General features: G+C 57.0%; 13 protein-coding genes and 1 pseudogene. 8 read left to right on the top strand and 6 right to left on the bottom strand.

Annotated elements, in window-relative coordinates; translation table 11 throughout:
- The first annotated feature begins 217 nt into the window (after positions 1-217).
- A complete protein-coding gene (locus ACR0LZ_RS19250) occupies positions 218-940 on the top strand; it encodes a YHS domain-containing (seleno)protein (protein ID WP_480751704.1) in 723 nt (240 codons plus the stop codon).
- Between the two features lie 274 nt (positions 941-1214).
- On the opposite strand, the pseudogene ACR0LZ_RS19255 reads toward ACR0LZ_RS19250, so the two are convergent.
- Positions 1215-1430: pseudogene (locus ACR0LZ_RS19255) on the bottom strand (IS256 family transposase); the annotation flags it as partial.
- A 574-nt stretch (positions 1431-2004) separates the two neighbouring features.
- Here ACR0LZ_RS19255 and ACR0LZ_RS19260 point away from each other — a divergent pair.
- Together ACR0LZ_RS19260 and ACR0LZ_RS19265 are read left to right on the top strand one after the other, a co-directional pair.
- Positions 2005-2625: a hypothetical protein gene (locus ACR0LZ_RS19260; protein WP_480751705.1), complete on the top strand. Its 621-nt coding sequence runs from the start codon at positions 2005-2007 to the stop codon at positions 2623-2625.
- A 562-nt stretch (positions 2626-3187) separates the two neighbouring features.
- Positions 3188-5044, top strand: coding sequence for an SLC13 family permease (locus tag ACR0LZ_RS19265; RefSeq protein WP_480751822.1), 1857 nt, complete (start codon positions 3188-3190; stop codon positions 5042-5044).
- 55 nt (positions 5045-5099) lie between these two features.
- Here the strand turns inward: ACR0LZ_RS19265 and ACR0LZ_RS19270 are convergent, their stop codons facing one another.
- Positions 5100-6746: an acyl-CoA dehydrogenase family protein gene (locus ACR0LZ_RS19270; protein WP_480751706.1), complete on the bottom strand. Its 1647-nt coding sequence runs from the start codon at positions 6744-6746 to the stop codon at positions 5100-5102.
- Positions 6747-6797: 51 nt separating this feature from the next.
- The gene (gene yidD / locus ACR0LZ_RS19275; protein WP_480751708.1) at positions 6798-7040 is read right to left on the bottom strand and encodes a membrane protein insertion efficiency factor YidD; all 243 of its coding nucleotides are present in this window, start codon (positions 7038-7040) and stop codon (positions 6798-6800) included.
- Positions 7041-7277: 237 nt separating this feature from the next.
- Here yidD and ACR0LZ_RS19280 point away from each other — a divergent pair, with 237 nt between their 5' ends.
- Entirely contained in the window at positions 7278-8066 is a 789-nt protein-coding gene (locus ACR0LZ_RS19280; RefSeq protein WP_480751710.1) for a GNAT family N-acetyltransferase, read from the top strand.
- A 107-nt stretch (positions 8067-8173) separates the two neighbouring features.
- Here the strand turns inward: ACR0LZ_RS19280 and deoD are convergent, their stop codons facing one another.
- The 3 genes from deoD to ACR0LZ_RS19295 all read right to left on the bottom strand — a co-directional run bounded on the left by deoD (position 8174) and on the right by ACR0LZ_RS19295 (position 11302).
- Complete coding sequence (deoD, locus tag ACR0LZ_RS19285) at positions 8174-8887, bottom strand: purine-nucleoside phosphorylase (protein WP_480751712.1); 714 nt, start codon at positions 8885-8887, stop codon at positions 8174-8176.
- A gap of 18 nt (positions 8888-8905) precedes the next feature.
- A complete protein-coding gene (locus ACR0LZ_RS19290; protein WP_480751713.1) occupies positions 8906-9223 on the bottom strand; it encodes an H-NS histone family protein in 318 nt (105 codons plus the stop codon).
- Between the two features lie 111 nt (positions 9224-9334).
- Complete coding sequence (locus tag ACR0LZ_RS19295) at positions 9335-11302, bottom strand: protein meaA (RefSeq protein ID WP_480751715.1); 1968 nt, start codon at positions 11300-11302, stop codon at positions 9335-9337.
- 143 nt (positions 11303-11445) lie between these two features.
- Between ACR0LZ_RS19295 and ACR0LZ_RS19300 the strand changes: the two genes are divergently transcribed.
- The 4 genes from ACR0LZ_RS19300 to ACR0LZ_RS19315 all read left to right on the top strand — a co-directional run bounded on the left by ACR0LZ_RS19300 (position 11446) and on the right by ACR0LZ_RS19315 (position 16046).
- Positions 11446-12819, top strand: a complete 1374-nt coding sequence (locus ACR0LZ_RS19300; protein ID WP_480751823.1) for a 1-acyl-sn-glycerol-3-phosphate acyltransferase — start codon at positions 11446-11448, stop codon at positions 12817-12819.
- Positions 12820-12956: 137 nt separating this feature from the next.
- Positions 12957-14243, top strand: coding sequence for a crotonyl-CoA carboxylase/reductase (gene ccrA, locus ACR0LZ_RS19305; protein ID WP_480751716.1), 1287 nt, complete (start codon positions 12957-12959; stop codon positions 14241-14243).
- A 363-nt stretch (positions 14244-14606) separates the two neighbouring features.
- Positions 14607-15326 (top strand): helix-turn-helix transcriptional regulator, encoded by a 720-nt coding sequence (locus ACR0LZ_RS19310; protein WP_480751718.1) that lies wholly within the window; start codon positions 14607-14609, stop codon positions 15324-15326.
- Positions 15327-15407: 81 nt separating this feature from the next.
- Positions 15408-16046, top strand: a complete 639-nt coding sequence (locus ACR0LZ_RS19315) for an acyl-homoserine-lactone synthase (protein WP_480751719.1) — start codon at positions 15408-15410, stop codon at positions 16044-16046.
- Positions 16047-16049 lie beyond the last annotated feature (3 nt).

Genomic DNA, 16049 nt, shown 5'->3' on the forward strand with positions numbered 1-16049 from the left:
ACACAGTGCACTGGGCTATCACCCACCAGCGCCCGAGACCATCATCCCGATGGAACACAGGCCGATCATGCACTAACAATAACATTGGACCCGTCAGATAGGGCTGCTCAGCCGCTTTCGTGAAATTCAGCGTCTCACAAAGCGTCAGAAAATACCGAATCTGATACATTTCCATTTTTGGCACACTGACTATAGCTCACGTCTATAAAATTAAATGATGAGTGCCAAAAAAATTCAAGTTTATAGATGTCCGCTATTGATTTGGAAGCCAATGGGTATTTCACGAATTGGAAATCAACAGGTAGCGTCAGCTTCATCAGTTACAGATCCGATGGGACTAATCGGTCAACCCCATTTCGGATCACCCGTGAAAGGACTCCAAATGAACATTGTAGATAGGATGAATCTGGCGATGGCGACAGGGCGAAACGCGCTCCTTGCGACTGCTCTTGTGCTGATGGGGGCACATTCTGCATCTGCAGGGGAGGCGGTCAATGCCTTGGAAAACGGCGTGGCGATGGACGGCTTCGACGTTGTCGCATACTTCACCGAAAACTCCCCAAAAATCGGGAGTGCAGAATACAGCGTTGACTACAAGGGTAAGTCGTGGCGCTTCAGCTCGTCTGAAAACGCTACGAAATTTTCGACAAACCCTGCCAGCTTTGAACCGCAGAACAACGGCTGGTGTTCCTATGCCGTTTCTGAGGGTTACGGTGCAGAGGTTGATTTCGTAAACGGATGGGCCGTGATCAACGACAAACTATATCTCAACTGGGATCAAGAAACCCGCGATCTGTTCATCGCAGAGCAAACTACCCGTATCGCGCAAGCCGAAACGAACTGGCCCTTGGTGCATTCCGGCCTCAAGGACGGGACGGTCGAGTTCTACACCCACGAAGCGGAAGGCGCGGCGATCTCGCATCCCCAGACATTGAACTGAAGCGCTGATGTTACTGGGGTAAAACTGACTCGCAACGCATATCCTGGCTGTACGAATGGTCGCGCGCCATTCGTACTATCGTTTATCGCAGATCTGTTGATAGGCGGACAAAGCACGGCCCAATCGACGAATCCGGAGCTCAGATTGATACAAGCCTCCGATCCTGAAGCAATGGTGGCTCTGTTTTCTGCCCCGCACTCATATTTCAATCACTTAAGCAACATAGCATTGATCTCACTTGATGAGCTATGCCCGAAAGTTGGTGACGGCGTGATCAGGCGGCTGGTTGAATTTGTTTGATGCCGTCGACGAATGCAATGTCCTGAATGATCTCTGGCATGCGGTTTGATCCGTCGAGCTCCCACCATTTGCCCTGCGGCGACATCATCAGTTTGAAGGCCATGGCCAGTCCGGTCTTTCGGCTGAGGTAGCCCTTCGTTTTGCCGGTTCGATGGCGCACCGTGGCGAATGTGCTTTCTATGGCATCTGCACCAGAAACCAGGCAGACAGCCTGCACCGCAAGCTGGTTGCAGCGGACATGGTCCTCAACCATCTCGACGAATTCGTCCCGGGTCATGTAGCCTTTCGGGTCGTCCCCGTCGTATCGGTCGCCCGGCAGGACGGTCAGCACGTTCGGTGTGTTTATCCGGAACGAGTCCCAGTGCTGGGATCGCCAGTTCTGGCAGATACGGTTGCGTTGGAGAATGACCTAGTCGAACCTGGCCTCGCCGAGTACGCAGCCGACGCTCAGCCCGGCCATCCGGCTCCGATCACAACGACCTCTTGACGTTCGAGCATCGGCTGCCCTCAATGATGTGGTGTTCAGACAACCTTATCAGAAATCAGAACCAATGTCCGCTCTGCCCGCATCGGCGACGCAGGATCAGACATACTTGACGTTTGGGCCGGTAATGCGTGACGCGGCTTTCTGATCGGATTCAGAAAATCACGCTCTTCGCGTCGAAGTCTCACGACGGTTCACATGAACCCAAGCGAATTTTGGACAGGTGGCGTAGTGTGCTAACCTGTTGTCATTCTTTCTCATCGGATTTGGATTGAACGACATGGCCGACGCTTTGACTTATGTCCCCCTGCTGGACAGCGATGACGCGCTTGCGAAACACCGTTTTCGCGTGATGGACCCTGGGCACGGGGGCGAGGAAGGTCTTGAGATGCCTATGACCGGCGCCGCCGATCTGGCGGTGACGCTGGATCAGCACTTTGTCAGTTCAGTGGCCTATATACGCGATGCCAGCGGCAAGCTGAGCTGGTTTGCCGGTCTGTTCAAGGGCGGGGCCGAGGGCAGCTCGGTGGGCGTGGTGCAAGAGGCCAAGATGTTCACCACCAGCGAAATCGAAGGCCAGAAGGTCGAAATCGGCGTGGCTGTTCAGCTGCGGATCGAGGCGACCACATTCAAGAGCAACGTTCAGGTCTCGGTCCCCAACATCGCCGCCGAAGCGCAACTGGGGCTGTCACGAGCACAGATGGAGATCAGCGTGCGCGGCTATTCCGGCATTCTGGGCGACATGCTGCCGGTTCCGGCGGGAGTCGATCTGACCTCGTACACCCACTATCTGGAGGCGTTTTCCAAGCTGCAGCGCCATGTGTTCGGCGCGGGAGGCAAGGCGCATTTCTCGCCGGTCGTGCTGGGCAAGGTGGTGACTGCGGGCGCCGGGGCGACGTGATGCGGTGCCAGGCCGATTGACCGGCGTATCTTCGGGGTCGGCTACGCACTATCAGCCGAAAGATTACCATTTGGCGAGATGTGTTTTCGTTCGAAGTGAAACGGACATCCGGAAGCTGCGTGGCAGGTGGCCGGTTTGATCAAGGATTTTCGACGCGGGCCCTTGCGTGCGGGATAGGCTGGGACTGACAGTGGCCTGCGTTGACAAACCTCTCAGGGAGGAAGCTGCGGTGTCTGGGTGCTGCCTGTCCCCGCACCGTGATCCAGAGCACCGCGTCACGCTTGAAATCGACACTTTAGTCGCTTGTCCGCATGTCTTTCCGCTTGCCTCAAAGCTAAGGTGTAAGGCGTCTACAAATCTAAGGGCACCCATAAGCGCTTTGGGTGTCCGTTGAAACGGGGCTGGGTTAGTGTTGCCGGCGTCTAAAGGAAACTTTGTTTCAATAGGTTGCCAAAAATTGAAACATCATGACAGGATGGGCGAAATGGTCTAATTTTCTTGTCAAACAAAACCGAACAAAATCTCGGTGAAATCTGTGGAACAAATTGCGTTTACGTTCGAGATGGGAGTGGTTTGTGCTCTGCTGGCATTCACCGTTTTCTTGTTCGTATCCGAAATTGTCAGAATTGACCTTTCCGCAATACTGGTCCTGGTCATTGTCGGGCTTCTCAGCTATGCGCCAGGTCTTGAGAACCTCTCGGATGCCACGCATCTTTTCGATGGATTTGCATCCAACGCAGTGATTTCTATCATTGCTGTCATGATCGTTGGTGCAGGGCTGGACAAAACCGGCATCATGAACAAAGTTGCCGCCGTCATCTTGAAATACGGCGGCACGGCCGAAAACCGGGTATTGCCGATCGTTTCCGGCACCGTTGGTGTCATTTCATCCTTCATGCAGAATGTGGGCGCAGCCGCCTTGTTTCTGCCAGTCGTCAGCCGAATATCCTCAAGATCCGGAATTCCGTTGTCGCGCCTGCTGATGCCCATGGGATTTTGCGCCATTTTGGGGGGCACAATGACGATGGTTGGGTCATCACCTCTGATTTTGCTTAACGACCTGGTACTGACCGCAAATGAGGGGTTGCCCGAAGGCCAAAAAATCGAACCGTTCGGGCTTTTCTCGGTGACGCCTATCGGTGCTGTCCTGATCCTGACCGGGATCGGCTACTTTCTGCTGCTCGGACGATGGGTATTACCAGGAGACGCCGGTTCCGACAGTACCGGAACGGGGCAGGGCACGCAGGAGTATTTGCAGCGGGTCTACGGGCTCAAAGCGGATGTCTTCGAGGTGGTCGTGCCCGCGGAAAGCCCGTTGGTCGGACAGGTATTGGCGGATATCAACCACGAAAACCATCTTTACATAATCTCCACATTCTATCGCGGTAAAACTTCGATGGTTCAGGTCCTGACCGCCGAGATTGCAGCGCCCTGCAGGCTTGCGATCATCGGGAACCGGTGGACGGTTGAGGAATTTGCCCGGAAGTTCGGTCTGACCGTACTTCCGGAACTGGACATTTTCGTCGAGGAGTTTGCACCCACCAATGCCGGAATAGCCGAAGTCGTTGTGACACCTGACAGCAAGCTGATCGGAAAATGCCCGCGCGAACTTTTGTTTCGTAAAACATACGGCATGTCGCTGCTTGCAATTCACCGAGGTGAGGAAACCCTCAGCCACGTAGAAACCGAAACACATGAGTCCACACAGATCGGGCTTGAGGAATTTCGCGCAGGCGACATGCTTGTTGCACATACCAGGTGGGACAACCTGATGCGGATCAAACGGGATCCTGACTTTGTTGTTGTAACAACAGATTTTCCGCAGGATGAACTGCGCCCGCAAAAGGTCGGCTGGGCCTTGGTCTTTTTCGCGATTTCCCTGTCTTTGATTTTGTTCACCGACGTTCGGTTGTCGCTTTGTCTGCTGACCGGAGCCGCCGGAATGATGCTTACGCGCGTACTCAGCGTGGACGAGGCATACCGCGCGGTCGGATGGAACACCGTTTTTCTGCTCGCATGCCTCATACCACTGGGGCAGGCCGTGCAGAATACAGGAACCGCTGCGTGGATTGCTCAACAAATCATGATCATTTTGAACGGCTGGCCGATTTGGGCACTACAGGCCGGTGTCGCCGTTTTGGCCACTGCCTTTTCGCTCGTCATGTCAAATGTCGGGGCCACCGTACTGCTCGTGCCCCTCGCCGTTTCCATTGCGGTGGCGGCAGGTGGGAACCCGACCGTTTTTGCGCTTACAGTGGCAATCTCGACCTCAAACAGTTTCATCATCCCAACGCATCAGGTAAACGCGCTGATCATGGGGCCCGCAGGTTATAAAGTGATGGATTTCGTGCGTTCAGGCGGGGTCATGACAGTTCTGTTCCTGGTCGTTTCCCTGTTGATGCTGAACGTGGTTTACTGAGCCAAACATTCCGGCTTGCATGCGATCTCTTGTTGCGAACAGGACGCTCATCGCGTCACCCGCCCAATCGGGTCAGTATGTGACCGCTTTCTACCGTTCCGATGGCACCCGGTAAGCGACCGCCTAGGCCCTCCAAACGCGTGGCGATGAATGCGTCGGCAACTGCCTCGGGCGCGCGGCGCAACAGAAGGGATGCCGTCAGCAACAGTGCCGTTCGCTCGGCAAACCACCGGGCTTCGGCCTCGGGAGGAAGACCATTCCAGCGTTCTTCATGGGCACTCAACGCCGCATCATACCGCCTGTCCGCACCGATGCCCGCCCGCAACTCGGCCCGCAGGATTTCATTGGCCAGGGGATCGCGCGCAAGACTGCGAAGGATATCGAGACAGATCACATTGCCGGATCCCTCCCAGATACCGTTCAATGGCGCTTCGCGATAGAGCAGCGGCATAGGCGTGTCTTCGACATAGCCCATGCCACCCAACACCTCCATCGCCTCGGCAATGACGACGGGGCAGCGTTTGTTGGTGTGAAACTTGGCCAGGGCCACACTGATCCGGGCAAAGGCGCGTTCCTCGACCGAGGTGCCGTCGAATGCCTCTGCTACCCGCAGACCAAGGGTCACCGCGCCCTCCCAGTCCAGGACAAGATCGGACAGGACCGCCCGCATCAGGGGTTGGTCGATCAGCCGCCGCTGAAACGCGCTGCGATGCGTGACCCAATGGTGCGCCTCGGTCAACGCTGCGCGCATCAACCCGGCAGGGGCCATCGCTGTATCCAGACGCGTGTGATGCACCATTTCGATGATCGTGCGCACCCCGGCGCCCTCGTCCCCAAGCTGAAATCCCAGCGCGTCGTGAAATTCGACCTCGGCCGACGCGTTGGACTTGTTGCCCAGTTTATCCTTCAACCGCATGAGGTGGAGCGCGTTGCGCTCGCCGTCCAGCCAGCGCGGCAGCAGAAAACAGGTCAACCCGCCCGGTGCCTGGGCCAGTGTCAAAAACCCGTCGGACATCGGCGCCGAGCAGAACCACTTGTGCCCTCGAAGCCGCCAGTGCTCGCCATCGCGGCGTGCAACGGTGGAATTGGCGCGCACATCCGAACCGCCCTGTTTTTCGGTCATGGCCATGCCAAGGGTTGCGGATTGCTTCGCGGCGATGGGTCGGGTCGACGGATCGTAACCACGCGCCATCAGTTTCGGTTTCCACTCGGCTTCAACGTCAGGGTTCGCCGCGAGGGCCGGAATGGCGGCATAGGTCATCGTCATCGGGCAGCAATGTCCGGGTTCGACCTGACTGGCGAGATAGACCATGGCGGCATGGGTCACATGCCCGCCGGGCTGTTGGCCCCAAGCGATACCGGCATAGCCCGCGGACAGGCTGGTGTTCATAAGCTGATGATAGGCGGGGTGAAACCGGACCTCGTCCAGTCGCCGCCCACCCCGGTCAAACAAGCACAATTCCGGCAATGAGCGATTGGCCTCTCGTCCGGCCTCGCGCATCTCTGCGCTACCCATCGTTCCGCCATATCTGGCCAAGGGTTCAACCTGCCCTCCCGTATGTGTGATGTTTTCGCGCAGGACGGGATCGGTTTCCCACAGATTGCAATCGCCACGAACAGGCGGTTGGTTGTGAACCTCATGTGTGGGCAAATCAGAGCGGGCGTTGGAAAACATGGCGACCTCGCGAGGCTGGAACGCCATGCCAATGTTCTGCCCGAATGCAGAAGGGTCAAGAATTACGGCGCGTCGCCGTTACTTGGTTTCGTCTCCGGAATGGTTCGGAACCGGGTCGTATCCTGTCCCTCCCAATGGATGACAGCGCCCGATCCGCTTGGCGGCAAGCCAAGCTCCCTTGACTGCGCCATGATTTTCCAGCGCCTCAAGAGCATAGGCCGAACAGGTCGGTTGATAGCGGCAATTGAACCCGACCCACGGGCTGAAAATCAACCGATAGGCGCGCACCGGAAGGGCCAGAATATGGGCGAACGGGGACATGACCATATTTTAGCCTTTGCAGGAGTTCGTGCAAGACCTGCATATGTCCAAACATAAGAGTTGCCATATGAAAATGACAACTCTAGGTTGCTTCTTTAGGGCGTCACCACATCCAATTGGCCTGCTGACATTTTCATTTGGGGCTTATTGTTTGGCGCTTGGCCGAAATTTGTAAAACAGCGACAGTTGCGGATTGTTTGCACTGGCGCCAGACTATTCACGATGGAAGGTTTGAATATGCCGCTGGATCTTGAGTTCACGACAAGAATGGACACCAACTGCGCGTCATACTGGCGCGAGTATGCCCGTGTTTCAGGGGGGGAGTATCGCGAGTTTTCGGATGCGGTGTTCATGTACTCGAACATCCCTTTGTTCCTTTTCAACAACGTGTTTGTGACTGGGCAGAATGTGGACGCGCTGGACGAGGTTTTTGCGGCGGCGCAACATAGCATTGCGGCCAAGGGCACGCCTGTCTTGTGGCGTATTTGCCCATCTGCTGCGACAGGGGCGGTCAAGGCAAAGCTGGAACAACTGGGCCTGCAACTTGTGGGCCAGCAGCCCGCCATGCATTGCGACCTGACCGAATTCGACCCAACTGCGAAAGTCGAGGGCCTCAGGATCGAACTGATCGAGGGGCAGTCCGCGCGCCACGACTGGGCGGCGGTGGCCGCCGAAGCGTTCGAGCTTGACCCGGCGTCTTGCAAAGCGATGGCAGAAAGCGAAGGCCAGATTCCGGATTCGGCGTTGACCGAACAATGGCGGTACCTTGGGATTCTTGATGGCAAGCCAGTTGCCACCAGCGCCCTGGGAATGGCGGATGGTCTGGCGGGCGTCTTTGTCGTCGGAACCCTGCCGGAATTCCGTAACAAGGGTATCGGGACGGCGATGACGCTGCATGCCATGGCCGAAGGCAAGAAACGCGGCGCCACGTCTTCTATTCTGCAGGCGACGGATATGGGCAAACCGGTCTATGAAGAGATCGGGTTTTCAACTGTCTACAACTATGACTTTTACGTACAGGCATAGTCTGAAAATGTGAGCCATTGCGGTTCTTAAGGAAAACGCCGCCCGTTCTGGGCGGCGTCGCGTTTCAGGTATGCTGAACCATAAATTCTGGCGTTGATATCCACTGGTCAGGCGGCATCGGGAAACGCGGCATGCAGGGCGATCTCGACCATGTCGCCAAAGCTTTTTTCGCGATCTTCCGAAGGCAGGGCCGCACCGGTCAACAGATGATCCGACACCGTCAGAACAGCCAGTGCGCGGCACTTGTGGCGCGCTGCCAGAATGTAAAGTTCTGCGGCCTCCATCTCGACCCCAAGGATGCCATGACGAACCATCTGTTCGTTCAGGTCGGGGCGTTCATCATAGAAGACGTCCGACGAATAGATCCCGCCGACGTGCGTTGGCGTGCCCTTCGTTTCGGCGGCCTTGGCAGCGGATTGCAACAGTCCCCAATCCGCGCAAGGGGCAAAGTTGAGCTCACGGAGTATCCCTCGCGACGGAGTGCTCAGTGTCGTCGACGTCATCGCCAGAATGATATCACGAAGATTCACGCTGTCCTGCATGGCGCCACAAGATCCGATACGGATCAATGTTTTTGCCCCATAGTCGCGGATCAGTTCATTTACGTAAATGGACAACGACGGCATTCCCATGCCGCTACCCTGAAATGTAACACGATTTCCTTTCCAGGTGCCGGTGAAGCCAAGCATTCCGCGAACATTGTTGATCTGACGGATGTTGGTCAAAAACGTTTCCGCGGCCCATTTCGCCCGATAAGGATCGCCGGGCAAAAGAACCGTTTCGGCAATATCGCCCTTTTCCGCACCGATATGAATCGTCATTTCAAAGCGCCGTTCAGGTCAAATTTCCAGATCGGAAACATCCGCACCTGCCTTGAGGGCATCATGCACCCATTGTGGCTTGCGTCCACGCCCGCTCCACGTTTGATCCGGGTTTGCCGGATTGCGATATTTTGCTTTGGCTTTTGGGCCCTTGCCGACGCGGCGCACATCATCGGTAAGCTCGGCGAGCGAAAACCCGTGCTCTGCGGCGGCTTTTTTGACAGCTTCCAAGGCTTCACGGCGTTCCCGCTGCTCGGCCTCCTGCAAAGCGGTTTCGATGTTTCCGCGCAATTCCAACAATTCCTTGCGGGACATTTTGCCAAGGTCGATAGCCATTATTTTTCCATTTCTACAATTGCCGATCAAACGTGATGCGCCGTTTTCGCGCGCACTACGTTAATATGGGCAATTATTATTGTCTGCTAGAAAAAAATGTGGGGAAGTTTTTTATTCCGCTGCAATCTCTTTCGTTTCAACCAAAGTGATCAGATCACCCATGATGGCGTTCAACTCGAAATTCTTTGGGGTATAAACTTTTGCCACCCCCATGGTTTCGAGTTTTTTGGCATCATCGTCAGGAATGATCCCGCCAACAACGACGGGGATATGGCCCAGGCCTCCTGCGCGCAAACGCTGCATCACGTCTTCGACCAGTGGAATGTGGCTGCCGGACAGGATCGACAGGCCGATCACATGCGCGCCTTCCTCAGCCGCAGAAATCACGATTTCCTCGGGTGTCAGCCGGATGCCGTCATAGGTGATATCCATGCCGCAATCGCGCGCGCGGAATGCGATCTGCTCGGCGCCGTTGGAATGGCCGTCAAGTCCCGGCTTGCCGACAAGAAATTTCAGGCGGCGGCCCAGTTTATCGCTTACCGCATCGACGGCAGCTCGCAGATCGTCCAATCCTTCGGTCTTGTTCGAGACCGAGCCGGATACGCCAGTCGGGCCGCGATAGGTGCCATAGGCCTTGCGCATCTCTTCGGCCCATTCGCCCGTGGTCACGCCTGCCTTGGCGGCGGCAATCGAGGGTTCCATGACATTCGCGCCGGTTTTGGCGGCATCGCGCAACGCGGCAAGCGCGGCGGTCACGGCGGTATCGTCGCGCTCGGACCGCCATGCGTTCAGGCGGGCGATCTGCTCCTGCTCGACCGCGGGGTCGACGACCATGATCCCGCCATCCTCGGTCTGCAGCGGCGAGGGTTCGCCCTCGGTCCACCTGTTGACGCCGACAACAACGGTTTCATTGCGCTCGATCCGGTTCAGGCGGTCGGCGTTTGATTCCACAAGGCGTGATTTCATATACTCGATCGATGCGACCGCCCCGCCCATCGAGTCGAGGTTGCCCAACTCCGCCCGTGCACCGGATTTCAATTCTTCGACCTTGGCGTCAACGGCCGGATTCCCATCGAACAAATCGCCATATTCCAGCAAGTCGGTCTCATAGGCCAGGATCTGTTGCATCCGCATCGACCATTGCTGGTCCCAGGGCCGGGGCAGGCCCAACGCTTCGTTCCAGGCCGGCAGCTGCACCGCGCGGGCGCGCGCCTTTTTCGACAAGGTCACCGCCAGCATCTCGATCAGGATACGATAGACGTTGTTTTCGGGCTGCTGCTCGGTCAGTCCCAGCGAGTTCACCTGCACGCCATAGCGGAAACGGCGGAATTTCGGGTCGTTGACGCCATAGCGCTGTTCCAGGATCTCGTCCCACAGATCGACAAAGGCGCGCATTTTGCACATCTCGGTTACAAACCGGATGCCAGCATTCACAAAGAATGAAATGCGGCCGCAGAGCGCCGGGAAATCCTCGGCAGGGACGCGAGGCTTAAGCTCATCCAGTACCGCAATCGCCGTTGCCAGCGCATAGGCCAGCTCCTGTTCCGGTGTCGCGCCCGCCTCTTGCAAGTGATAGGAACACACGTTCATCGGGTTCCATTTCGGCACATTGGTATAACAGTACTCGGCCACGTCCGCGATCATCTTGAGCGAGGGTTTCGGCGGGCACACATAGGTGCCGCGCGACAGGTACTCCTTGATCAGGTCGTTCTGAACCGTGCCCTGCAGTTTGGAAACGTCGGCGCCCTGTTCCTCGGCCGCCGCGATATACAGCGCCAGCAACCACGGCGCGGTGGCATTGATGGTCATCGACGTGTTCATCTGTTCCAGAGGGATCTGGTCGAACAGCACCCGCATGTCCCCCAGATGGCAGATCGGCACGCCCACCTTGCCCACTTCGCCGCGCGCCAGAGTATGGTCGCTGTCATACCCGGTTTGCGTCGGCAGATCGAACGCCACGGAAAGCCCTGTCTGCCCCTTGGACAGGTTGTTGCGGTAAAGCGCGTTCGAGGCCTTGGCGGTGGAGTGACCGGCGTAGGTCCGGATGAGCCAGGGGCGGTCTTTCTGCATCTGCGTCATGGGTGAGCCTCGCATTGAATGGGCAATAATATTTCGTCAAAGCGTTCTAAATCGTAATTTTCGGGATATGTCAATTCGCTGCAATGCGGCATCGGGTGTTTCTAAAGATTGTGGCCCTGTTTGATTGGTGGCACTGTGCGGGCATGACGCGAACCGTGGAACTTCCGCTTTGGCTTTTTATCCTGATCCTGCTGTTCGCGGCGGTCACTTTCGCATCTCATTTCCTGTTTCCTTCCGTGCGCTGGTTTTTCCGGCGCAGGTTGGAACGAGCGGTCGAACGACTGAACAAAAAACTGCAGCGCCCGATCCAGCCATTCAAGCTGGCGGGGCGGCATGACATGATTCAGCGGCTGATCTATGACCCGCAAGTGGCGCGGGCCGTACAGCAAGAGGCTAAAGAAACCGGAATTCCTGAAGCGGTGGCATCCGAGCAGGCGCGCCGATACGCCCGCGAGATCGTACCTTCTTTTTCCGCCTTCGCCTATTTCAGCTTTGCGATTCGGGCGTCGCGTATGCTTGGCAATGCCTTTTACAATGTGCGCATGACGTACGAGGACGAACAGGCAGTGGCCGGGATCGATCCGGATGCGACAGTCGTTTTCGTCATGAATCACCGCAGCAACATGGACTATGTGCTGATAACCTATCTGGCCGCCGAACACTCGGCGCTGTCTTATGCGGTTGGCGAATGGGCCAGGGTCTGGCCGCTCAGCGGTTTGATCCGTGCCATGGGCGCGTATTTCATCCGGCGAAAATCGGGCAGCGACCTGTACCGCCAGGTTCTGGCGGCCTATGTCCGCCACGCCACCGAGGCGGGGGTGACGCAAGCCATGTTTCCCGAAGGAGGACTGAGCCTGACCGGCGGGCTGGGACGCCCCAAGTTGGGGCTTTTGAAATACATTATCGAAGGGGTCGACGCGGGGGGTAAGGATGTCGTCTTTGTCCCCGTCGCCCTGAACTATGATCGGGTGCTGGAAGACACCATTCTGACCGCTGCCGCATCGCGCAAGGAACGGCGGTTCCGGGCAAGGATCGGCGTTATCACGGGATGGATGCTCAAACAGGTCTGGCGTCGTGTGACAGGGCGGTACCGGAGGTTCGGGTTGGCCTCGGTACGCTATGGCCTGCCCTTGTCGCTTTCCGCGTTTCGAGCGGAACATCCTAAGGATCTGACGACGGAACTGGCGCGCGACCTGATGAAGCGGATCGGGTCGGCCGTTCCTGTGGTTCCGGGGCCATTGGCATGCTGGCTGATCCTAAAAAACGGCGACATGAACGAAGCCGAACTGACGTCCGAAGTTACACGGATGATGGAGGAACAAGGTATGGTGCCAGACCAGATCAACGGATCGGTCGCGTTTGCCATCGGTCAGTTGGTAGATCGGCGCATTTTGCTGCGCAACGGAGATATCATCTCGGCGTCGGTCGAACGGCGCGACCTGACTCTCTACTACGGACAGTCGATTGCACATCTCTTCGCAAAGGGTAATGCAGGCAATGCCGCGCATGCAAAATAACTTTCTGCAGTCGCAGGGTCATAAAATTTCAAAAACACACCGAAAATCTATTGCATTGTTACCCGGCGGCCAATATCTCATCCATTGAGAACCGCGATTCTGCATTGCGGCAACAGAATAGAAAGAAGGAGGCCATCATGGCTTTGGATACCGACAGCGGCATTGCGTCGTACGAGGCGCCTGAAAAAGACCTCTACGAAATGGGCGAAATCCCTCCGATGGGCTATGTGCCCAAGCAGATGTACGCTTGGGCTATTCGCAAAGAGCGTCATGGCGAACCGAATACGGCGATGCAGCAGGAAATCGTGGACGTTCCCCAACTGGACAGCCACGACGTACTGGTCCTCGTGATGGCGGCAGGGGTCAACTACAATGGCGTCTGGGCCGCTCTGGGCAAGCCGATCAGCCCCTTTGACGGCCACAAGCAACCTTATCATATCGCCGGTTCCGATGCCGCCGGAATCGTCTGGGCCGTCGGCGACAAGGTCAAGCGCTGGAAGGTCGGGGACGAGGTGGTGATCCACTGCAACCAGGACGATGGCGACGACGAGGAATGTAACGGCGGCGATCCGATGTATTCACCCAGCCAGCGGATCTGGGGGTATGAGACACCGGACGGTTCGTTCAGCCAGTTCACCCGCGTTCAGGCGCAACAGTTGATGCCGCGCCCCAAGCACCTGACCTGGGAAGAAGCGGCGTGCTATACGCTGACGCTGGCGACCGCCTATCGTATGCTATTCGGTCACGAGCCGCACGACCTGAAGCCGGGTCAGAACGTTCTGGTCTGGGGTGCGTCCGGCGGTCTGGGGTCCTATGCGATCCAGCTGATCAACACCGCGGGGGCCAACGCGATCGGCGTGATCTCTGACGAGAGCAAGCGTGAGTTCGTCATGGGCCTTGGCGCCAAGGGCGTGATCAACCGGCGCGATTTCAACTGCTGGGGCCAGCTGCCGACAGTCAACACGCCCGAATATGCAGAGTGGTTCAAAGAAGCCCGCAAGTTCGGCAAGGCGATCTGGGACATCACCGGCAAGGGCGTGAATGTCGACATGGTGTTCGAGCATCCGGGCGAAGCGACATTCCCGGTGTCGTCCTTTGTCTGCAAAAAAGGTGGCATGGTCGTTATCTGCGCAGGCACCACGGGTTTCAACCTGACCTTTGATGTGCGCTATATCTGGATGCACCAGAAACGCCTGCAGGGGTCGCACTTTGCTCACCTCAAACAGGCGGCGGCAGCCAACAAGCTGATGCTTGAACGCCGGCTTGATCCCTGCATGTCCGAGGTGTTCGCCTGGGCCGATCTGCCCGAGGCGCACATGAAGATGATGCGCAACGAGCACAAGCCCGGCAATATGTCGGTTCTGGTGCAATCGCCCCGCACCGGGCTGCGCACACTCGAAGAAGTTCTGGACGCGCGCGGCTGATCCGGAAATGCCACAAGGAAAAGCACCCGCGAATCACGCAAGTGACTCGCGGGTGCTTTCTTTTCCATTCCCGGGTGAATGGTTCCAGAGCTTTGCCCTCAGATAGCTCGCTATTTTTGGGGAATGGAAACCGGTGAATATCTTTCGGAAAGCTGCTCATGCTATGGTTGTGTTAACCCTTCGTTAACCATTCCGGAGAGAGTCTGATGCAGCATAATGAGTGGATACTGGACGTTCTTTCCGACCTCAGAACTTTCGCCGCTGCGAACGGGTTGAATGTGCTGGCCGAACAGCTTGACGACACCAGGCTGATCGCGGCCGCCGAGATTGCGTCTGGCAAAAAAGAGGTACGGGCGCCCGCGCATGCGAAAGAAGGTCGATTTGAACCAGGTCCTAGAGGAGTTGGACAACAGCAGCACGCTTGAAGACCTCGAACGGGTTGCCGACGCACTCCGGGACAGACTGGGTATTGATCACATAATCTATCATTGGGTAGACGGCGCCGGGGACCAATATGGGTGCACCACCTATCCCGACATCTGGGCGGACCGCTATCTTGAGCGGAACTATCATCGGATTGACCCGGTGATTTTGGGATGCTTCCAACGTTTCCACCCTGTTGATTGGAAGAAGCTGGACTGGTCGGGCAGGGTGCAGAAAGCGTTTCTGAAGGACGCTTTGCAGCACGGGGTCGGAAACCAGGGCTATTCCATCCCGATCCGGGGTCCAAATGGCCAGTTCGCGCTGTTCACGGCCAACCACAACTGTGACGACGAAACCTGGAGCAGGTTCACTGAAGCGCATGGGCGAGACCTGATCCTGATCGCGCATTACTTCAACCGAAAAGCGCTGGAATTCGAAAGTGGTCAGCATCCGGAACCAAACCGGGCATTGTCACCACGGGAAGTGGACGCAATGACCTTGCTGGCCCTGGGCTACAACCGTGCTCAGGTTGCGCATTCCCTGTCGATTTCAGAGCACACATTGCGTGTCTACATCGAAAGCGCCCGATTCAAGCTGGGGGCACTGAACACCACTCATGCCATCGCCACCGCGATGAGCAGGGGATTAATAGTGGTTTAACGCCCGCGCGCCCTGATGACAGGATTTTAACCATAGCTTTGTACCCCCTTTGTTCTCAAGTGAACGACGAGGGGAATCGTTATGTTGCGCTATGTCTACGCAGATGAACTGCACAAGTTTCCGAAATTGGCCGAAGGCATGTTTCGCGATCGGGCGGACCAGTTCAAAACCCGGCTGGGCTGGGATGTTCACGTCAATGAAAAGGGGGAGGAACGGGACAACTACGACGACCTGAACCCCCTTTATGTCATCTGGGAAGAAGAAGATGGCAGTCACGGCGGGTCAATGCGTGTTCTGCCAACCACCGGTCCCGTCATGGTCAACGATATCTTTGGGCATCTGACCGGTGGCGCGCCGATTTGTAGCCCGTTGATCTGGGAAGTCACCCGGTTCTGCCTGTCCCGCGATGCCAGCCCGCGAACCGCCGGTGCGATCATGCTCAGCGGTGGCGAGATCATGGAAGGTTTCGGCCTGACCCACATCGCCGGGGTTTTTGACGCCCGGATGGTGCGGATCTATTGCCTGATCGGGTCATCCCCGGTCATTCTGGGGTCCGAAGGAACCGGGCGTGATCAGATCTCTGTCGGGTTGTGGCCCTATTCGGCAGAGGATTGCATGCGTGTTGCCGAACGTGCGGGCATCTCACGCGAATTGTCGCGGATGTGGTTCAACACGGCCTTCGGCAAGGCGCAGCAGCCCCGGTTCGCCCAAAGCGCCTGAACC

This window comes from Ruegeria sp. CI1, assembly GCF_056536925.1.